Origin of the sequence: Paenibacillus cellulositrophicus (assembly GCF_009363095.1) — a bacterium.
Classification (GTDB): Bacteria; Bacillota; Bacilli; order Paenibacillales; family Paenibacillaceae; genus Paenibacillus_AQ; species Paenibacillus_AQ favisporus.
This window is the reverse complement of the sequence record NZ_CP045296.1, coordinates 108,688-129,199: the sequence shown is the minus strand read 5'-3', so window position 1 is coordinate 129,199 and position 20,512 is coordinate 108,688. Positions and strand designations below refer to the sequence as shown.

General features: G+C 53.2%; 17 protein-coding genes and 2 riboswitches. Of the genes, 7 read left to right on the top strand and 10 right to left on the bottom strand.

The window, feature by feature from the left end; translation table 11 throughout:
* Positions 1–9: 9 nt before the first annotated feature.
* The 7 genes from GCU45_RS30375 to GCU45_RS30345 all read right to left on the bottom strand — a co-directional run bounded on the left by GCU45_RS30375 (position 10) and on the right by GCU45_RS30345 (position 10,714).
* On the bottom strand, positions 10–450 hold the full coding sequence (locus GCU45_RS30375) for an SRPBCC family protein (RefSeq protein ID WP_152403593.1): 441 nt from the start codon (positions 448–450) through the stop codon (positions 10–12).
* Positions 443–964, bottom strand: coding sequence for a MerR family transcriptional regulator (locus tag GCU45_RS30370; protein WP_152403592.1), 522 nt, complete (start codon positions 962–964; stop codon positions 443–445). Before GCU45_RS30370 ends, GCU45_RS30375 begins: the two co-directional genes overlap by 8 nt.
* A gap of 820 nt (positions 965–1,784) precedes the next feature.
* Positions 1,785–5,492: a non-ribosomal peptide synthetase family protein gene (locus GCU45_RS30365; RefSeq protein ID WP_152403591.1), complete on the bottom strand. Its 3,708-nt coding sequence runs from the start codon at positions 5,490–5,492 to the stop codon at positions 1,785–1,787.
* Positions 5,493–5,512: 20 nt separating this feature from the next.
* On the bottom strand, positions 5,513–7,285 hold the full coding sequence (locus GCU45_RS30360; RefSeq protein ID WP_152403590.1) for a methyl-accepting chemotaxis protein: 1,773 nt from the start codon (positions 7,283–7,285) through the stop codon (positions 5,513–5,515).
* Between the two features lie 179 nt (positions 7,286–7,464).
* Positions 7,465–7,551, bottom strand: a riboswitch (cyclic di-GMP riboswitch).
* A gap of 101 nt (positions 7,552–7,652) precedes the next feature.
* On the bottom strand, positions 7,653–8,354 hold the full coding sequence (locus tag GCU45_RS30355; RefSeq protein WP_167527292.1) for a 4'-phosphopantetheinyl transferase family protein: 702 nt from the start codon (positions 8,352–8,354) through the stop codon (positions 7,653–7,655).
* A 457-nt stretch (positions 8,355–8,811) separates the two neighbouring features.
* Positions 8,812–9,933 carry a Gfo/Idh/MocA family protein gene (locus tag GCU45_RS30350; protein ID WP_152403588.1) on the bottom strand — a complete coding sequence of 374 codons (1,122 nt, stop codon included), beginning with the start codon at positions 9,931–9,933 and terminating at the stop codon, positions 8,812–8,814.
* Between the two features lie 43 nt (positions 9,934–9,976).
* Positions 9,977–10,714, bottom strand: coding sequence for a sugar phosphate isomerase/epimerase family protein (locus GCU45_RS30345; RefSeq protein WP_163873271.1), 738 nt, complete (start codon positions 10,712–10,714; stop codon positions 9,977–9,979).
* Between the two features lie 126 nt (positions 10,715–10,840).
* Here GCU45_RS30345 and GCU45_RS30340 point away from each other — a divergent pair, with 126 nt between their 5' ends.
* The 6 genes from GCU45_RS30340 to GCU45_RS30315 all read left to right on the top strand — a co-directional run bounded on the left by GCU45_RS30340 (position 10,841) and on the right by GCU45_RS30315 (position 15,989).
* A complete protein-coding gene (locus GCU45_RS30340) occupies positions 10,841–11,776 on the top strand; it encodes an AraC family transcriptional regulator (RefSeq protein WP_152403587.1) in 936 nt (311 codons plus the stop codon).
* Positions 11,777–11,827: 51 nt separating this feature from the next.
* Positions 11,828–11,871: riboswitch (PreQ1 riboswitch) on the top strand.
* 128 nt (positions 11,872–11,999) lie between these two features.
* Positions 12,000–12,668 carry a 7-cyano-7-deazaguanine synthase QueC gene (queC, locus tag GCU45_RS30335; protein ID WP_076167263.1) on the top strand — a complete coding sequence of 223 codons (669 nt, stop codon included), beginning with the start codon at positions 12,000–12,002 and terminating at the stop codon, positions 12,666–12,668.
* A complete protein-coding gene (queD, locus tag GCU45_RS30330; protein ID WP_152403586.1) occupies positions 12,665–13,150 on the top strand; it encodes a 6-carboxytetrahydropterin synthase QueD in 486 nt (161 codons plus the stop codon). Before queC ends, queD begins: the two co-directional genes overlap by 4 nt.
* Positions 13,147–13,872 (top strand): 7-carboxy-7-deazaguanine synthase QueE, encoded by a 726-nt coding sequence (gene queE, locus GCU45_RS30325; RefSeq protein ID WP_152403585.1) that lies wholly within the window; start codon positions 13,147–13,149, stop codon positions 13,870–13,872. The genes queD and queE overlap by 4 nt, the downstream gene beginning before the upstream one ends.
* Before the next feature lie 100 nt (positions 13,873–13,972).
* A complete protein-coding gene (queF, locus tag GCU45_RS30320) occupies positions 13,973–14,470 on the top strand; it encodes a preQ(1) synthase (protein WP_152403584.1) in 498 nt (165 codons plus the stop codon).
* A 214-nt stretch (positions 14,471–14,684) separates the two neighbouring features.
* Positions 14,685–15,989 carry a glycosyltransferase family 2 protein gene (locus tag GCU45_RS30315; protein WP_167527291.1) on the top strand — a complete coding sequence of 435 codons (1,305 nt, stop codon included), beginning with the start codon at positions 14,685–14,687 and terminating at the stop codon, positions 15,987–15,989.
* 4 nt (positions 15,990–15,993) lie between these two features.
* On the opposite strand, the gene GCU45_RS30310 is transcribed toward GCU45_RS30315, so the two are convergent.
* The gene (locus GCU45_RS30310; protein WP_076167275.1) at positions 15,994–16,197 is read right to left on the bottom strand and encodes a hypothetical protein; all 204 of its coding nucleotides are present in this window, start codon (positions 16,195–16,197) and stop codon (positions 15,994–15,996) included.
* A 27-nt stretch (positions 16,198–16,224) separates the two neighbouring features.
* Complete coding sequence (locus GCU45_RS33940) at positions 16,225–16,737, bottom strand: hypothetical protein (RefSeq protein WP_167527290.1); 513 nt, start codon at positions 16,735–16,737, stop codon at positions 16,225–16,227.
* A gap of 444 nt (positions 16,738–17,181) precedes the next feature.
* On the opposite strand from GCU45_RS33940, the gene GCU45_RS30300 reads away from it, so the two are divergent.
* Positions 17,182–19,575: a glycosyltransferase gene (locus tag GCU45_RS30300; protein ID WP_244364732.1), complete on the top strand. Its 2,394-nt coding sequence runs from the start codon at positions 17,182–17,184 to the stop codon at positions 19,573–19,575.
* 123 nt (positions 19,576–19,698) lie between these two features.
* On the opposite strand, the gene GCU45_RS30295 is transcribed toward GCU45_RS30300, so the two are convergent.
* Positions 19,699–20,472, bottom strand: coding sequence for a glycosyltransferase (locus GCU45_RS30295; RefSeq protein ID WP_152403581.1), 774 nt, complete (start codon positions 20,470–20,472; stop codon positions 19,699–19,701).
* Between the last annotated feature and the right edge of the window lie 40 nt (positions 20,473–20,512).

The following is a 20,512-nucleotide window of genomic DNA, read 5'->3' as shown; positions in this document are numbered from 1 at the left end:
TTGACCGGGCTACTCAGCTACGACTTCGCCCAGCTTATCCAGCATAATCCTGGTCCCGTGCTCACGGATCGAGGCTGTATCAAGCCCGTCCAGAAACGCCCCGTGCTCCGTATAAATCAGCCGCGTGCCTTGCCCAGACGCCTGGAACTGCACCGACACAACCGATATGGACATTCGGTTGCTCCCCTGGTCTAACGTATACGTATAGACGATCCGCTCGTTTTCGGCGATCTCCTGGTAGATTGCATCATAGGTGAAAACCGGACCGTCCGGAGGACCGCCGGCATTGACTTCGCGCCCCCCCACCTTAAATTCGAAGCTGTCAGCTTTCGAAAACCAAGCTGACTTCAGCTCCGGATCAGACCAGGCCGAAAATACCTTCGCCGGTGCTGCTTGATAATTGCGCTCAATGACAAATGTTTCGTGAATGACAGATCGTTCGTTATTCATGGTTATGGCCTCCTTGGATGGTTTCATTCTTGGGATCCGGCTTACTTTCCCCAAGCGCCTCCCCGAGCCGGTCGAGGCTGCGCTCCATGCTTGTCCGTTTTTCCAAAAAGAACTTTTCCTTGCTCTTCTTCATCACTTCAAGCAGCGCGGTAAACTCGTTGACCGTCAACGTTTGGTCATGCTGCAGAAGAGCTGATACGTTCTCCAGCTCCTGCAGGAGCCGCTGCTGCAACCGTATGGTACTTCTCAGGCGGTCCGTCTGGATCCGGACAATGTCGAGCGGACTGAATTCGTTCCCATCCACGATTTCCTTGACCTCATCCAGCGACAATCCCAGCTCTTTCAGAGACAATATTTGCTGCAATTTGGCCAAATCATGCCCGTTATAGATCCGGTGACCGGATTCGGTATGCCCGGACGGAGAAAACAAACCGATTTGATCGTAGTACCTTAACGTTCGGATCGTCAGTCCCGTCATGGCCGCCAGCTCCCCGACCTTCCACTGCGTGTTCATAATCATCCCCTTGCTTCGCGAAGACTTGTACCGGTAGCTCTAATATAAAACATTACGCAGCGTAAGGTTCAAGGGATTGCAAAAAAAAAAAAATCGAACGGCATCATGTCGTTCGATTTCAATATTCAGCAAACATGGAAAAGGATGAGTGGTATGACTAGGAATGCTAATATGGCTGGAAATATCATTTGCCGAAAGAGCCCGCAAAGTTCCGCAAATCCCCTTAGTATTGCTTAAGTCCCGCAGATTGTTGTTCCTTATCTGTCTTTCTGTATTGTTCTTTACCATTCATTCATTTCAATTTCACAGTCGTATAGCTAACGTCCTGCCGCTATTAGGTGCTATTGTCTTTCTAGTATTGTTACTTATTATCATTCGGCGGACCTGGTTCAAGCTTTTGCTTCTTGACGGTGCTTTTGCTGTTATCCATGCGATTACTGGGCCGGTTCTTCCTCTACCCTTCTGCTCATTACTAAAGCTGGCTCTTGCTGGTGAATTACTCGTGTATTGCTCGGTGAATTGCTCGCGAATTGCTGGTGTGTTGCTGTTAACATTGCTGGTGAATTGATTGTCGCGCTATATGATACGAGATCTCGCTTTTGTCTGCTATGTCCTGCGGTCGCAGATTCCACAATACTATGCCCACCCTGCCTTGCAAAACTCGAGCTTCTCATACTGCTCCGGCTATACTATTCGCTTTCGTCCGTTTCTGTATTTATTTCTAACACGTTCTAACCTTTTTCTTTCCTTGCCAGGTTCATGACGATCTGCTTGCCGCAGTATGGCCCAAGGGTTTGTCCAAAGATAACAATTCTCCCGACTATTCGGGCTGTTCAAAATACTCTACCTTGACTGCATGAGCGATCAGCTTGCGGAAATAACCCTCATCCGGCTGAGCACACTGGACCCCGGTCCCCTCGAGGTACTCGAGCGTCTGCGGGCATGCGTAGCGGTAATTGGAGTTTTTCGCGCCGTCCCCCTCCAGCTGCGCCATGGCCAGCTCCAGGCCCGCCTGGTCCTTGGCCTGCTTCGGATCGAGAAGCCACTGCTCGTATTCCTTCCAGTCGGTCAAGTCGATCGTATAACCGTATGCCTGGAAGAACCGCACCATGTCTCGATAAGATACCGTGACCGGGTTGCAGATATGAAACATACGTCCGACGGTCGCGTCCTGAAGCGCCAAGGCGGTAATGGCTTCTCCTGCGTAATTGATCGGCGTCATATCGACTTCCCAGCGCACATCCGGCGCTTTTTTAAGCAGCAGCATCGCCTTAAGCATGCGGTAAAACGCATTGTTGTCGATGTTATTCTGGAATAAGCCGTTATCCGACCGGCAGGACAAATTGCCTACGCGATACACGGAAGCTGCAAGGCCTTCCCGGCCGGCTTGCACGACGAGTTTCTCGGCAGCCAGCTTGCTGTTGGTATAGACGTTCTCGACGTAAGCTTCGTCATAACTGGAGCCGGTCGTGATCGAAGCCCATTGGCCGTTCAGCGCCAAATCTTCCGGAATGCCGAGCGTCGAAATAAAATGGAACCGAACGCCCGGTTTGGACTTAGCCAATGCCAGCAGACGGTTCGTGCTGTCCACGTTGACCCTGGCAAAATAGTCCGCTTCCCCGAAATGCTTGACTTCCGCACCGCAATGGAGGATGGAGTCCAGGCGATCTGCCAGCATGTCCCGAACTTCCCCGCTCAATCCTAAATGCTCCTGTTCCAGATCGCCCTGCACGGCGATGACCCGATTGTCCATCAGACGTTTGACTTCATTCCCGAAGTATCCGACCATCGTCTGTTCCAGCCGGGCATAAGGCTCCTGCACGCCGGATGGCCGAACGAGACAATAAATCGAAGCTTTCGATTGGCGAAGCAGCTCGTACAGCAGGTGAGAGCCAAGGTAGCCGGTCGCGCCGGTCAGCAAAATGTTCTCCTGCGTGAATACCCGCCCTTCGGCAGGATCCTTAGGGTAAAAGCTCAGCGGAAACTCCGCCAAATCCTGCAGCGGAACGTCCTCACCGAATGCCTCCTCGGCTGTGGACGCTTCATGGGCCAGCACTTCGATCCGGCCGGCCAATGCGGCAATCGTCGGGTAGACGAAGAAATCGTTGATCTTCAGCTGCGGATAATTCGGCTTGAGCAGCACCAGGATCTCCAATATTTTCAAAGAGTAGCCGCCGATTTCAAAGAAATCGTCGTGGATGCCGATTCTCGTCTGGCCAAGCGCTTTCTCCCATGCAGCGGCCACTTCCTTTTGAATAGCCGTGACCGGGGCTTCATACGGCGAATCGTCCTCTTCCGGCACGATCTCGAAGGCCGCCAGCTTTTTGCGGTCGATTTTCCCTGTCGGTGACAGCGGCATTTGATCCACGAAACACATATATTTGGGAACCATATAGCCGGGCACCTTTTGGCCTAAAAATTGGGCGAGGTCCTTGGAAGCAACCGGCTGCCCGTCATTTGACGTATAAAAGGCAGCGAGCACTTTGGTTCCGTCCGCTTCGGTTCTTGGAATGACAGCGATATCCTTGACGGACTCATGCTTTGCCAGATTGTCCTCAATCTCTCCGATCTCGATCCGGAAGCCCCGGATTTTTACCTGGGCATCCTTTCTCCCCCGATATTCCACCAGTCCGCTCGGAAGAAGGCGGACCATATCACCCGAACGGTAAAATTTCTTGCCCGACTCCGGCGTAATCGGATCGGTGATGAAGGCTTCCTTCGTTTTTTCGGGCTGGTTCAAATACCCCTTGCCCACGCCGACGGAGCTGATCAAGAGCTCGCCGGTAACTCCGATCGGGCACAGCTCGTCGTGCTCGCTGACAATGTACAATTCATAATTGCTCAGCGGCGTTCCGATACATACTGTCGTCAGATCGTCCGGAACCGGATAATCGACGATATGGGAGGTTGCCACCGCCGTAATCTCGGTAGGACCGTAAAGATTGACGATCGGAACCTGCAGCTTTTTCTGCAGCATGCGTACGGCCTCTCCCGACAACGCCTCGCCACCGACGATGATGCTCTTGATGTTCCCGTATTTGGGCGCATCCTCTTCAGGCAAATGGGCGGCAAGCTGGTTGAAGAAAACGGTCGGCAGAATGGCGACGCGCGTCGCCTGCTGCTTCACCACCGCCGCGGTGAAGGCGTCGATGGAGAAACGCTCCTCATCGGTGAGCAGATGCAGCCGGCTGCCGCAGGCCAGCGATCCGAAAATGTCATAGACCGACGCGTCAAAGCTGAACGTGGAGTACTGAAGAATCACGTCCTCCTCGGTCAGATCCATCTCCCTGCGCGTGGACTCTGCCAAGTTGACGACGCCTTGATGAGCGATCAGGGCTCCTTTCGGCTTGCCTGTGGAACCGGACGTATAAATGATATAGGCCAGATCATCCGGCTCAATGGCAACCGGGGATGCTTCTTCCGGATAGGAGTCCGCCTGTTCTCCCAATGGGAGAATTTCCGGCTTCCTGTCAAAACCGGAAAGCAGCGTTTCCAGACGGTCCACATATTCAGCATGTGTCAGGATCATCCCGGTTTGCGTGTCAGCAATAATATAGGCGTTTCTTTCATCCGGATGGGAAGGATCCAGCGGAATGTAAGCCCCTCCTGCCTTAATAACCCCAAGCATGCAAACAATCGTTTCGAGGCTCCGTTTCATGAAAATAGGCACGAACTGCCCTTTTTGCAGCCCTTTGGACAGCAGTATGTTCGCAATCCGGTTGGACTGCCGGTCAAGCTGCCTGTAGGTTAACTGCTGCCCATCTTGAGTGACGGCGATCCGGTCCGGATACTTCGCTACAGTGGAAGCCATCATCCGGACGATCGTCGGCTGTTCCGGAAGGTCCATCTGCGTATCATTCAAAGCAGTATAAGCGGCCCGATCCTCCTCCAGCAGAAAAGGCTGGCGGCTGATTTCCAGATCCGCGTTCCGCAGCGCACCGCGAACGATTTGAGCGTAATGCCTGCTGAACTTGCGCACAGTCTGTTCCCGGAACAGCTGGCGTGCATAGGCAATGCTCATCGTCCAACGACCGGATTTCGCCTGAACATTCCAGCCCAGCCAAGCAGGGCGGCTCTCATGAACCTCGCCGTACACCGCTTGATAGCCGAGGGGCTGGCCTATCATTTCTTCGAGCTCCTGCAGACTCAAATCCGCAGCGTCCAGCTCTCCCAGCTTGGCTTCGATCCGGGCATAGACCTGCCGGAACGTATCTTGTCCGCTGATCGCTGCGCGAAGCGGCAGCAGTTCTCCTTGCCGGCTCACCACGCCAAGCAGCAAATCCTGATCGGCGCTCATCCTGTACAGGAACACCGCGTAACCAGCCAGCCACCAGGCACGAGGGTTGCCCAGCCGGCTCAGTTCAGCAGCCTCTTCCGGTCCCAAGTCCAGCGTTTCCGTGATCCGCAGCAAATCGGGCTGAATTTCCCGCACCGGCTCATCCGTGTAGAGATTGAGTCCGGGCAGAGGAAGCTCGAGTTCCTGGGACCAGTATGCCTTGCTGCGCTCGCTTATCGATGTTGTGTTCAAAATGTTCAGCTCCTTCATGATTACACCCGCAATTTATCGACTAAGGTTTCCAATTGGTCAGCCACCTGGTTCATCTGATTGGCGGAATCATAAATTCTGTCAAAGGAAGCCTGCTGCTCGTGGGCGCTCGTCTTGATCTCGCTGGATACGGCTGAGTTTTTCTCCGCCAGTTCCGCAAGCTGTTTAATGGAAGCCGTTATTTGCTCGGTTTCGGCAACCATCTGCTGCGTCGCTGCAGATACCTCCTGAATTTGGCTCGTAACCGAATCGGTCGCGATCATCATGCCTTTAAACAGGGAGCCGGTTTCCTTGACGACCTCAATCCCTTTGGCGACGTTCTGCTCGCCTTCGCTAATGGCCTCGACGGCCAGTGCGGTCTCATCCTGAATAAAGCGGATCAGCTCGATAATTTGCGTGGCGGATCTTCTGGACTCTTCGGACAATTTTTTGACCTCATCGGCTACCACGGCAAATCCCCGGCCTTCCTCGCCGGCCCGCGCCGCTTCGATGCTTGCGTTCAGGGACAGTAGATTGGTCTGGGAAGCAATCTCCGTAATGACCTGAACAATTTGGCCGATTTCCTGGGAACGGACCTGCAGCTTCTCAATAATGTCCACGGAATTTTTAACCGAGTGGTTGATCGAATTCATCTGCTCGATAACCTGCTCAACGTTCTCGTTCCCTTTTTCCGACTGATCCTTCATCTGCATCGAAATGTCCGACAGCTCGGACGTATTGCCGGCAATCGTGTTGACGCCTGACGAAATTTCCTCCAGCGAAACGACGCTCTCCGTGATGGATGTGCTTTGCAGTGCAACCCGCTCGGACATTTGTTCAATATTTTTCGTAATGGCCAACGAGTTTTTGTTATTGTTCTCCACAGCCGAGAACAGGAACTTCGACTGCTCCGCCGACTGCTCCGATACTTTTTTAATCGTCCCTACCAGCTCGTTGATTTGGTTCACCATCGTGTTGAATTTGGCGTTAACCTGCCCAAGCTCATCGTCTCCAGCCTTCAGCTGTACGGTAAAATCGCCTTTGCTGAGCTTGTCCAGCGCCGTCATTAACGATTTGATCGGGGCAAACGTCCGTCTGTTCGTGTAATACTGCAGCGCCAGTACGATCACCAGCGTAATCAGCAGGGCGAACAGCGTGTTGCGCAGCAGATCATTCTGACCGGTAGAGACCAGGCTGGCATCCACGTCGATGCCCATGTAGGCGAAGATGTTGCCGCCTGCATCCTGGAACGGATACAGGACCGTGATCCATGTACCATAGTTATCTGTATATGCTTTGGTAAACACCAGTTTTTTTGTTTTCAGCATTTCGCGGACGGCATCGGCATGAATTTTAGGCTGCTCGTACAGGTCGCCCAGATGCAAATTATCTTTGGCGAACATTTCCAGCACAGCCGACGGCATCGAAATAATCGAGGTTTGATTGCCTCCTTCGAGCTCCGGCCCGAAAATATACCCTTGGGCAATATTCGGATGCGTACGGGACAGCTCGTCAAAGATACCCGTTAGCTTTTGCTGGACAGCGGCGTTGGGATCCTTAACATCCTTGGCCTGCTCGACATCTTGTACCGATACGCTCTTCACCAGGGCATCCATCGTTTTACCGGAATCCGACTGCAGCTGCTCGGTCAGAACGGTGCCCTGAATATAAAAGCTTGCGCCAATGACGACAGCCCCGGTGATGAAAATATAAAGACTGGTCAGCAGCATACTTCTGCTTACAATACTTAAATTTTTAAACCGCCACTTCTTGAAAAATTGCTTAAACTTGCTCATTCTCGTTTCTCTCCTTTTGTCTGACTCTCTGTTATGTAATCTTACAGGCGCCTATCCACCTGGCCATGCTAGAAACGATCTTGGTTTTTGTACGAATCACACCTCCCTGTGGCGAAAACAGCATGTTCAGGGCAAAAAAATAGCAACCTATGGGAATGCAAACCACAGCTCACCAATTCATCTGCAACTGGCTGACATATCCCGTTTCGGAAGTAGTCCCTATAGCTTTGCGTCACTGCTTTTCAGCAGTTTTGCCTATGGATTTTACATATACATTTTTATAGATACTAATGAATAATTAGTAACTATAAATTGTTCATTTCGCAAACCTAGTCTACCATAATTTTCATGGATATTTCCATTCATTTCAGAAATTAACCTGAAACATCTTCATATCCAAGAGTTGATCCATTTCCGGCGTATAAATTTCGATCGGCCCCTTTGATTTCGTACAGACCGCGAGCTTATAGGGTCCTTCCATCGGGATCAGCATAAACTGATAATTGCGTGCTTCAATGTCGGGACCGCTGTACTCAATTTTTCCGTCCGGACGAACCATGATCGTAAATGAGTCCAGCGGCTGACTTAATCCTCTGCCGATGCACTTGATATAGCTTTCTTTGAGCGTCCAGATGTCATAAAACCGGTTCAGCCGCTCTTCTTCGGTCAAGTGTTGAAGCATTCCGAGTTCAGCGGGTGAAAAACATAATTCAGCCATTCCCGGGTTCACAGGGAGCACCTGCTCGACATCCACTCCAAGTTCAGACGGGCCGAGGGCGGCTACCACCCAATCTCCGGAATGGGAAAGATTAAAGTGAATATCCGGTTCGTCTGCAAAGGCCGGTTTGCCAAATTCGCTGCGTGTCCATGGCTTGGAAAAGGCGGCAGCAGGCTTTACTTGGTTCACCGCCCAGCGCACCATGACTTCGCCGAACAGGCTTCTTACAGCATCCCTCCTGTTTCTGATTCGTCGTACTTGTCTGGTTCGTTCGGGAGAGACCCGTTTCATAAAATGATCGAAATGCGCCGCAGAAACATTCTTGATCCCAAGCATATACAGTTTGATCATCAAGCCCTCCTGAGCACGTTGCTCCATTCGTAATCACCAGGTCCGCTTACAGCAGCTTTTGCTACTAAAATGAAAGGTGCGAAATCTAGTACATTTTCCCCAATTCATCGATTTGTTTAGGTTGAACCTCCTACAAAAAACTAACGTTCATTATTACTATTCGGCCAATTTTTCCTATTTTTTAATAGCTTCTAGCATTTGTACACAAATTGATCAACAAATTAGGTACAAACGTCTACACACGACGCCTATGGGGACAAGCCTCGCATCCCCTTCAGGCAAAAAAAGCCGGATCCTCGGAAACCAAGAATCCAGCCTTTACCCGTACATCACCGCTGATCCGGGACAGCGCGTGGGAATAGCTCTCCTGCGGACGAGCCTTTCAACGAAAAAAACCGCCCGGCAGCAGCCGGACGGTTGTACTTGATTGTAGCGTATTGTTTTTGGCAGGCTGAACTTATCCTTCGGCCGTGACAAGCTGGTCGTCGAAATATACCGTTTTGCCGGTACGGGCCGACTCGTAAATGGCCTCCAGAACTTCCGTTACGACCAGAGCCTGTTCCGGTTTGACCATCGGCTCGGTATCGTTCAGAATGCTCTCGATCCAGAGACGGCATTCTCTGCCGGCTTGGCTCTCGGAATTGCCAGCGAAGTAGGCGACTCCGCCTGTCTTCAGCTCCGGCTTCTTCGTATACAGCACGCCAAGGTCCTCACCGTTGATGCGCAGGCCGTCCTTCATGTCCGCGCCGCCTTCCGTACCGGACAGGGAAGCCTGAGCTTCGCCCACGTCAAGCGTGTTGAGCGCCCAGCTCGCTTCCAGAATGACGGTTGCGCCGTTCTCCATCGTAATAAAGCCAAACGCGGAGTCTTCCACATTAAATTCTTCCGCCTTCCATGGGCCAAAAGCGTTGGCAGGGCTTTCCTTGTCGCCGAGTTTGTAGTACACGTTGCCTTTGACGCTCTTTACCTTGTAGTTGTCCAGAAGCCAGAGCGTCAGGTCCAGCGCGTGCGTACCGATATCGATCAGCGGTCCGCCTCCCTGCTCATCCTCGTTCAGGAACACACCCCATGTCGGCACGGCGCGTCTGCGGATCGCATGCGCTTTCGCAAAGTAAATGTCGCCGAGGTCGCCTCTTTCGCAAATTTGCTTGAGGGTCAGGGAATCCGGACGATAGCGGTTGTCATAGCCGATCGTGAGCTTCTTGCCGGTCCGCTTGGCGGTTTCGACCATCGCTCTTGCCTCTTTGGCTGTCTTGGCCATCGGCTTTTCACACATCACGTGTTTGCCTGCTTCGAGGGCGTCGATCGTAATAAAGGAGTGCGATTTGTTCGGTGTGCACACATGCACGACGTCAATGCTCTCATCCTTCAGCAGTTCTTTGTAGTCAGTGTAAATTTTGATCGTATCCTCTTTGCCGATTTTGCGGGCGGACTCGATGGCACGCTCTTCGATGATGTCACAAAAAGCCACCAGCTCTACGTTTTTCTGGTTAACCAGGTTCGGGATGTGCTTGCCGTTGGCGATGCCTCCACAACCAACGATTGCTACCTTCAATACTCTATCGGTATTTTGCGCCATGACTCATTCTCCTTTTCATATATAAAATGGGATTGTACCAGAATTACAAAATTTCCCGTAAATACTTCAGGCTCTGGCCGATGCTGTCCAGCTGCGGAATTTCATATTCCTCCTGCTCGACCGTAAACCAGTTGACGCCGTACTGCTTCCCTGCCGCCGTAATGGCACGGAAATCCATGATGCCGGAACCGATTTCCGTATTCCGCTTGTCCTCCAGGCTCTTCATATCCTTGATGTGCAGAATGGCGCAGCGCTCTTTGTATTTGTTGATAAAGTCCACCGAGCGCAGTCCGGCGTGCTCCGCCCAATATGTATCCAGCTCGATGAACAGATGATCAGGGTCCGTATTGTTCACCAGCAGGTCCAGCCCGTATTCGCCATCGAATTTCTCAAATTCAATGCCGTGATTGTGGTAACCGAAGCGGATACCGCTCTGCTTGCAGCGTTCGCCGATGCGGTTGAACAGCTCTGCAGTACGCTTGTAGCTGTCAGCGCTGTTTCTCATTTCCTCCGGAAGACCGGGACAGATGATGTAAGCGCTATTAATTTCCTGCGAATACTCGATCGTCCGATCCAGGTGATCCGTCAGCTCGGATACGCCGATATGGCTGCCGGCCGCCTGCAGGCCATACTCGTCCAGCGCTTTCTTCAGATCCGAAGCGGAAGTATTGAAATAACCGGCGAATTCGACGCCATCGTAGCCGGTCTCCGCAACCTTCCGGAGCGTCCCGAGAAAATCAGTTCCTGTCAGTTCCTTGATTGAATATAACTGCAATGCCACCTTTTCCATCCTTTGCACCCCTTCCGTTGATACAAAGTAACGATACCAAAATCCCTCGATAAGTTATACAATGAACCTATTCTAATATATTAAATATTTGTCATTGTATAACGGGAGCGTGCGAAAATGACCGAGCCTTATTTTGAGTCGAACCGCCCATCCATCGGGACGATCCACTATCCGTACGAATGCATGATCCATCAAAGCGCCGGCAGCCGCTGGATCGTTCACGCCCACTGGCACATGTATATCGAGATTCTTTATTTTCTTACGGGAAAAGCCAAGGTGTTCCTGGGAGGAGAGTCCCATACCCTGAGCAAAGGCGATCTGATCGTGATCCACTCGCATGAAACCCACTCCATCTATGCGCTGGATGGGGAGCTGGTCTCTTATATTGTCATTAAATTCGATCCTGAAATTTTGTACTCAACATCCAGAACCGTATTCGAATCGAAGTACGTGCTGCCCTTTACGATGGCGGAATCGAACAATCAGCGGATGTTCGCCGAATCCGAAATCAAGGATACGGTCGTCCCGGGCCTGGTTCGCGAAATTTATGACGAATTCACGAGCCGGTCTTACGGCTTCGAGCTCGCAGTCCGGACGCTGATCTGCAGGCTCTTCCTGTGGTTTTTGCGCGAATCGAAAAACCTCGGCCTCCACTGGGATGTTGCCCACTCCCTAAAGGAGATGGACATCCAGATGCTGCAGAAAGTGTTCGAGTACATCGACGACAACTACCGCTTCGACATCAACGCCCAAGCGGCCGCGCGGATCTGCAACCTGAGCTACAGCTATTTTTCGCGCCGCTTCAAAGCGATCATGGGCAAAACGTTTACCAATTATTTGAACTATATACGGATTACCGAGGCGGAGAAGCTGCTCCTGACCACCGAGATGACCATGACGGAAATCGCCCAGGAGACGGGATTTTCGAGCTCGAGCTACTTTATCCAGCAGTTCAAGCAGTACAAGAACATTTCGCCGAGCCAGTTCCGTAAAAAGGTCAGCAGCGAAAATGTTGAAATCCAAAACTCCCTCATCCGCAAAGATATGATATAATAGTCCGGCGCAGCACCCTGCGCTTAATTGAAGAAAATCCGCGCGTCGCGCGCGGGAGAGGTTCGCGAACTCCCTCTATAAAAAACTAAGACTGCCCTCTTTGGCCATAAAGACCGGGCTTGTTTTTTTACGGATCAGTTCAAGAATCCTCTCTCTTCTGCCGGAGATCAGGTGCTTTCCAGCCCTGCGCTTCCGGACCAAATCATGAAGGAGAGGTTTTTTTATGCTCAAAAACGAAAAAGCGGTCGTCGTGTTCAGCGGCGGCCAAGACAGTACGACCTGCCTGTTCTGGGCGCTCCGGCAGTTCAAGGAAGTCGAAACGGTTACGTTTGACTACGGTCAGCGTCACCGGCTTGAAATCGAATGTGCGCAGTCGATCGCCGCGGAGCTTGGCGTGAAGAACACCGTGCTGGACATGAGCCTACTCAATCAGCTCGCCCCGAACGCGCTGACGCGAAGCGACATTGAAATCACGCAGGAGGAAGGCGAACTTCCCAGCACATTCGTGGACGGCCGGAACCATCTGTTCCTGAGCTTCGCCGCCGTGCTGGGCAAGCAATCCGGCGCCAGACATCTGGTCACCGGCGTATGCGAAACGGACTTCAGCGGTTACCCCGACTGCCGGGATGCTTTCGTCAAGTCCCTGAACGTGACGCTGAACCTCGCCATGGACTACGACTTTGTCATCCATACGCCGCTGATGTGGCTCGACAAAGCGGAGACCTGGAAGCTTGCCGACGATCTGGGCGCCTTCCCGTTTGTACGCGAACGCACGCTGACCTGCTATAACGGCATCATCGGCGACGGGTGCGGCGAATGCCCTGCCTGCCGGCTGCGCAAGGCTGGTCTTGACAAGTACCTTCAATCCAAGGCGGAGGCGCTGCAGCCATGACCAAGACTCCCGGCGAATTCCGCATCGTGGACCGGCTGCAAAAGCTGGGGGAAGACATCCAGCCAACCGACCTGCGCTATCATCATAAGAGAGTGCTTGTCAGCAAAGAATTTACCTTCGACGCCGCGCATCACCTGCATGCCTATGAGGGCAAATGCAAAAACTTGCACGGCCATACGTATAAAGCCGTTTTTGGGATCAGCGCCTTTCCGGACGAGGTCGGCATTACCGCCGATTTCGGCCTGATCAAGCAAATCTGGAAGGAGCGGATCGAACCTTCCTTGGACCACCGCTATTTGAACGAAACGCTGCCTCCGATGAATACGACTGCCGAGAATATAGTCGTTTGGCTGTTTGAGCGGATGGAAGAGGCACTTAACTGCGGGGATTACCGAATCGAAGGCGGCCGGACCGAATTCGTCCGTCTGTTCGAAACGCCGACGAGTTATGCCGAGGCGAGACGGGAGTGGATGTACGAATGAACATTCCCGTGCTTGAAATTTTCGGCCCGACGGTTCAGGGCGAAGGCATGGTCATCGGCCAGAAGACGATGTTCGTGCGCACTGCGGGCTGCGATTACCGCTGCTCCTGGTGCGACTCCGCATTTACATGGGACGGCAGTGCCAAGGCGGACATCCGCCAAATGAGTGCTGGCGACATCTGGGAGGAGCTTCAGCGGATCGGTGGCGAACGCTTCTCCCACGTCACCCTGTCCGGCGGCAATCCCGCTCTGCTGCCCCAGCTCGGCTCGCTTGTGAGCCTGCTGGAAAGCAAAGGGATCCGGATAGCCGTCGAAACCCAGGGCTCCCGCTGGCAGGATTGGCTCGACGACATTCACGAAGTCACGCTGTCGCCGAAGCCGCCGAGCTCCGGCATGGAGACCGACTGGGAGATGCTGGACAGCATTGTGACCCGGCTTGCGGCCAGACCGGCCGCTTATACGTACAGCTTGAAAGTCGTCGTCTTTGACGATGCCGATCTGGCCTATGCCGCCAAAGTCCATGCCCGGTACCCGCAGGCGCCGATGTATCTTCAGGTCGGCAACCCCGACCTGAAGCGGATGGATATCGCGGGCCATGCCGCCGACCTGCTCGCCCGCTATGAGCGGCTCATCGACGCCGTGGTCGCTTCCCCCGAGCTGAACGCGGTCCGCGTGCTGCCCCAGCTTCACGCGCTGGTGTGGGGAAATAAGCGCGGCGTTTGACCAAATCTGCAGCTGCCTTAAGCGCGCAGATTCGGGCGGATGCCAGCTGAAAACACTTTCCTATTGAACAAATTAGAAACGATCCAGGAGGAATAACGATATGTCTGGAAGACAGCCGCACGAAATGAAGGATTTGACGCTTCTCGGCAACCAGGGGACCAAGTATGTGTTCCAATATGACCCTGAGCTGCTCGAGAGCTTTGATAACAAGCATGCCTACCGCGATTATTTCGTTAAATTTAATTTTCCCGAGTTTACCAGCTTGTGCCCGATCACGGGACAACCCGATTTCGCCACGCTTCATATCAGCTACATTCCCGACCAGAAAATGGTCGAGAGCAAGTCGCTGAAGCTGTACCTGTTCAGCTTCCGGAACCATGGAGACTTCCATGAGGACTGCATGAACATTATTGTGAACGATCTGATCAAGCTGATGGATCCGCGCTATATTGAGGTATGGGGGAAATTCACGCCGCGGGGCGGCATTTCCATCGATCCGTACTGTAATTACGGACGCCCGGGAACCAAGTATGAGCAGTGGGCGGAGCAGCGCATGATCAACCACGACCTGTATCCGGAGAAAATCGACAACCGTTAAGGCAATAAACCGATATACGCAGCAGCCGTGGGATCCCCCGCGGCTGCTTTGTGTATCTGTGGCCGTCTTCTTAACGCTTCCTCTTTGCGCCTCTTCTTTGCGCTTCTTCGTTACGGCTCTTCCTTCGGCCATGCCGATTTGTCAATTTCGCAGTGGCACTTGGGCCATTGTTACATACGCTATGTTAACGACGGATTTGGGAAAGGAGCCCGCCATGCTCGTCTTCATTCTGCCTTCCCTCCACCTGCGCCACGCACAATCAACCGCCTGTTCCGTACAGCAGGAGCTCCCTGATTCGAATGTCGTCGTGCTGGAACATGGCAGCCTCGGTTCCCGGATGAACCAGGAGCTTGCCTCGTACCAGGAGCCCTACTTTCTGACGCTGCACGCGGGGGAGCAGCTGCTTCCGGGCATGGCTGCCTTCCTGCGCACAGAGCTCTGCCATCTTCCCGAAGCGTCGGCCGGCTGCCTCTTCAGCCCCACAACCCCAGATGAGGGCGGACGCGAACGGTTCCAGCTGCCAAGAGGCCCGCTGATCTGGCGAACGGACGCTGTCATGGCGCCGCCTTCACCAGGTTTCACGGAAACAGCGCTGCTGCCTTTCGAATCCTACATCCTGTTAGACAAACAATACCAGCTTAACACCGCTTTTAACTGGACTTCTACCAGTAATTGTCCGGTGGTTCCGGCTGTCTCCTCCCCGTTACCCTGGCAAAAAAAGCGTGAGGAATGGGAGCTGCTGTGTCCGCTGCTCGCTGTACCGATCCAGGTTGAGCCGAGGACGGACGCGTCACATAAAGTGCCGCTGGTAACCATTCTGTTATGTACTTATAATGATGCCGATTATATTCCCTGGGCTGTCCGTTCGGTCATGGCACAAACGCTGCCCGATTGGGAACTCTTGATCATCGATGACGGGTCGACCGATCATACGGAGCATATTTTGGATTCGCTGTATCCGGACCGCCGCATCCGAACCTGCCGGCTGGAGCGCAATACGGGCAAGGCCCATGCTCTGAATTCGGGATTGTCCATCGCGAAAGGAAGCTGGCTGCTCGAGCTCGATGCCGACGACTGGCTGTCTCCCGACTGCCTGGAACAGTTATGCAGCAAGGCTAGCCTGCACAGGCAGGCAGGCGTTATATATGCCGATCACGTTCAGTGGGAGGAACGAAAAAACAAGCAGCTGATCTATCAGGGCGTACGTACCGCGACTCATCCTTTCTCTACTGCCCGTGTAATCAAAGCCGGCATTCCCATTGCCCCGCGGATGTTCAATACAGCCAAGCTTAGATCGTTGTCCGGCTGGAACACGGATTCCCCGTTTGGCGGCCGTCTGTACGAAGATATCGAGATCCTCGCCAGAATGTCGGGGTCCGCCGAATTTTTGTATGTCGATAGGGCGCTGTACCACCGGCGTATCCGGCTGCACAGCATTACGCACCGCCATGCAGATCATTACTCGGAATGGCTGAACTGGATGAACGCCGGAGACAATGGGGCGGCACCGGAAATATGAATGATTACAGAGGCAGGATGCGGACCAGCGCCACGCTGTTCGTGGATATATTTACGCGCTGCGCCGTCGGGATGTAATTTGTACTGACTGTATCCACGGCCAGGATCCCCCCAGAAGAAGATGCCAGGGTGCCCTGGATAAACTGGTTGGTCTGCTGCACTTCGACATGTCTGCCAACAAAAACGGCAAGTGCTTCCTCAAAATTCATATGCTTTCCCTCCTGAAGTCACAAAGGTTATGAAACGGCCAACAAGCTGCGGAACGGTATCAATACGTTGCTTCCATCCGGTTCAAGAACCTGGACATAGTCTTCGCCAATCAGAATCAAGGTGCCGAATATGGTTCCTACCGGCGTTTCCAGCGTGACGCGTGTATTAATCCGTGGAGTCAGCAGAGCAACGATGCCTGTAGGTCCCGTACCCGGTGCCGGATCTGGGCCCGGTCCTGGATCTGAGCCTGGTGCCGGTGCTGGTCCTGGTGTCGGGCCTGGTGCCGGTCCTGGACCAATGCCCAATCGGCTGTTCAGCGTGGCGACCTGCTGCTCCAGCGTGCTTACCCGGGCCGAAAGCTCCGCCACAGTACCTGCCACGCTCTCAAACTGCTGCTTCAGTTTCAACAGCCGGTGCTTGATATCATGGATCACTTTCAGAAGCCGCCACGTTCTTTTCCGATGGTGATGCCGCTTCTTTTTGTGATGGACATGTGTTCCGTAATCCTTCATGTGCTTATTCATGAATACCAATTTCACTTGACCTACCTCCTTTATAGTCATTGGTACAATATGTAGGTAGATAACGATGGGGACCAGGCCAAGTGGAAGTTGATCAAAATGCCCAGCGGTAAGCCTTTACCCGGGCAATTTCCCTAAAAATGATCCCCTTGTATGGTGTTATACCCAAACGCAAATCTGACCCGGTACATATTTTGTACATAGACAAATGTTTAGGGAGGAGTATAGCGCTTGAATAAACCGAGGAATCGATCCAGAAAGACACCCCGTCAATTGTCTGCTTCCATGGTCCATAGATCAAAAAGCATTCATTCCGCAAAGCCAAACCGTGCCCTCGACCTCAAATTAACCGCACTTGCTTCACCGCGCAATTCTCTGCCGATGGAGCCTTTTCCAGGGCAGCACCTTGGGGCGTATTCGCCCCCTCGCTTCCCAAACACGGCCCCTCCTGCAATGGAGCCCATGCAGGATCTTCGAACAGCAAAACCCGGCCAGGATTCGGCGGTACCCTATGACATCATCCGGTTTCCCGTTATTGACTGGGACTTCCGCTGGCAGCGCCCGCAGCAGGTGTCCCGGCAGTTCGCCGCACGAGATCACCGCGTTTTTTATATAACGACGGACGTCGTCTGCATCTCAAAGGAGCATGCCGCCAGGGATGAGGTCTGCCGCTATGTCAAATTCAAAAAGGTAGACCGGAACGTATGGCTGGTGACCCTCTGTGCCCATAGACGTCTAAACTTGTATCAGGACCAAATGGACGATTTGGATATCCAATATTTGAAATGGTCACTGGAACATGTCCTTGCCAAATTTACGGTCACCTCGTATGTATCCATCGTCGACCTTCCGTTTTGGACTCCGCTTGTCACGGCGATGAACCAGCACAACATCATGTATGACTGCATGGACGATCATGCCGGGTTTTCGACCAATCATGCCGACGTTATTCATCAGGAAGACCTGCTGATCCAAAAAGCAAATGTGGTGATCACTTCCTCGCAAGTTCTTCATCAGCGTGTCCTTGAGCTGAATCCCTCATCGATTCTGGTGCGCAACGCTGCCGATGTCAGCCATTTCGCCGGCTGGGCGGGCAGCGGCCCCGCAGAACTCAGCGGCATTACCGGCCCGGTGATCGGTTATTACGGCGCGATCTCGGATTGGTTTGATATCAGTTTGATTGAAACGATGGCCCGGAACAGGCCGGAATGGACCTTTGCCTTAATCGGCCATACGTTCGGCTGTGACACCTCCGGGGTGGAACAGCTGCCGAACGTCCTGCTGCTCGGGGAGAAGCCCTATGAGGAGCTTCCCGGCTATCTTCACCGATTTGACTGCGCGATCATTCCGTTCGTCCAGAACAACTTGACCCAGGCGACAAACCCCGTCAAGCTTTATGAATATTTGGCGGCGGGCAAGCCGGTCGTTTCCACCCCCTTGCCCGAGCTGACCGAAATCGCCTCGGACATGGTGGAGATCGCGGATTCCCCTGCAGCGTTCGAGGCGGCGGTGGAGCGGACGCTCAGCATCGAGGCGGCGCAGCCGGAAGCCGCGAGAATCCGGCGTAAATTTGCCATGTGCAATACGTGGGGGCATCGATACGAAATGCTGCATCGGGCCATTGTGCAGCATATTTTTCCGAAGGTTAGCATCGTCATCGTGACCCATAACAACTGGTCGTTCACCCGGCAGTGTCTGAAAAGCCTGCTTCGGAAAGACGCCTATCCGAACATGGAGATCATTGTAGTCGATAACGGCTCCACCGATCAGACCCGTGTTCAGCTTGCGACGTTGGCGCAGAAACCGGTGCAGACCGTCTTTTCACCCATCAATCTGGGGTTTGCCGAGGGGAACTCATTGGGAGCAAGCTGTGCCACCGGCGAATATCTGATCCTTCTTAATAACGATACGATTGTCCCCGACTCGACCTGGGTTCCCAAGCTGATCCGGCCGATGCAGGAACACAGCGATATCGCCATGACCGGACCGATGTCCAACCACGTAGGGAATGATCAGGCGCTTGACTTTTTTATCGGTGACCCCGTACAGGGAGCGGATCCCGGCTGGCTGCAGGAGTTTTATGAAAATTACCGCGGACGCACCCGCGAAACCGGACTGCTCGGATTTTTCTGTGTGGCCATCCGGCGCAGCGCATTTGAAGAGATCGGGCCGCTGGACCGTCATTACGGCATCGGTATGTTTGAAGACGACGATTACTGTGAACGGGTCAAGCAAGCGGGTTACCGGATGGTGATCGTTGAAGACGCCTTTGTGTACCATCACGGCAGCGCAACGATCAAGAAGCTGAAAAACCAGGAATATCAATCGCTGTGGGAACGAAACAAGCATTATTATGAAGCAAAGTGGACCAAGTCGTGGCAGCTGCCCAAAGGTCCGTTGAACCCTTTTAACCTGTCCGCAACCCCGGAAGAAGTCCGGGAACAGGCCGATGCTCTCCATCCTGGAGAAAAGCGGGTGCTGCTGCTTGGTGAATTGTCCTGGAGTGACGAACCTGCAAGATGGCAGCAGCTGGTGAAGCAGTTCGCCCAAAGGGACGACTGCACCGTGATTGTCTACACGCTGACATATCTTCAGCATCCTGTCGTCGGCATCCGCAAGGCAGGCCCCCGGCTGTATTTGACCAACCGGATCGATTTGTTCAGCCAGGTCAGCTTCGATTTAGCCGTTTATTGCGGGTCGCAGCAGGTGTTCGAAGAGATTCATGCCGATCGTTATGCGGTGGATAGAAAATGCTACCAGGTTAGTCAATTCGAGCTGCTGGCCGCCAAATTACCGGAAGTTCAGCTGTACGATGAGCCTGAAGCGTCCCGGATCGTTCAGCAGTCGCTTGCATGATAGGCCTTTACGTCGATGGCTGAATCATTCGTTTCGAGGCAAATGGGATGTCACGATAAAGCCCTCACCCGGATCCCGGATTATTCCCGGTTCGGCAGTGAGGGCTTTAGTTCTTTTCATGCTTCAAAGGTTTGGAGTGCTCTTACCATTGCTATTCAGCTGCTCCAAATAGCGCCGAATGACGGCCGGATGCTCTCCTTGAAAAGGGACCGTGGCAATTTGGTACTCCTTATGGCTGTAATTCCAGTCCGGTTCCCCTTCATTGTTCAGCAGATTGACATCTCCTCTGCGGTTGTCGTTATATTTGATCCGCTTGCCAATCGCATAGTGGTAATGGTATACGTTGACGTCGGACCGTCCGCGCGGAAGGCTCCAAATGCTGGCTCCGCCGGCCGCTTCCAAAGTGCAGTGATGCTTCTCGTCCCGGTAACGGATGCCTTTGCCGGCCCGCCACATCCGGGTGATGTCATTGGACCAGCGCTCATCCCCTGGACTGTTGACCCGGATCGTGTTCGGATCCCTCCAAAAGTTCACAAACGGAAATTGATAGACATCAACGGCGGTGTTCGCCATCAGCTCAGGCAGCAAATCCCGGAACCTGTCGTCCATCATTTCATCGATATCGAGGTTCATAATCCAGTCTCCGGTGGCCTGACCGATCAAAAAGTTCCGTACTTCCGATTCGTTCCAGTCCTCGGTATAAGGAAGACCTGTCTGCGGCATCGTAAACAGCTTGATCGGATACTTTGTCTCCAGCCGGGCAATATGCTCCAGGCTTCCGTCCGTGCTTCCCCCATCCACGATAATGATTTCATCGGCAAAGGCTGCCACGCTCTCCAAATACAAAGGAACAAAGGTCTCTTCATTCAGGATCGGGACAATGACCGATAATGTCATAGATTCTGCTCCTTCCTTTCCTGTTCATCCCATGCTGGCC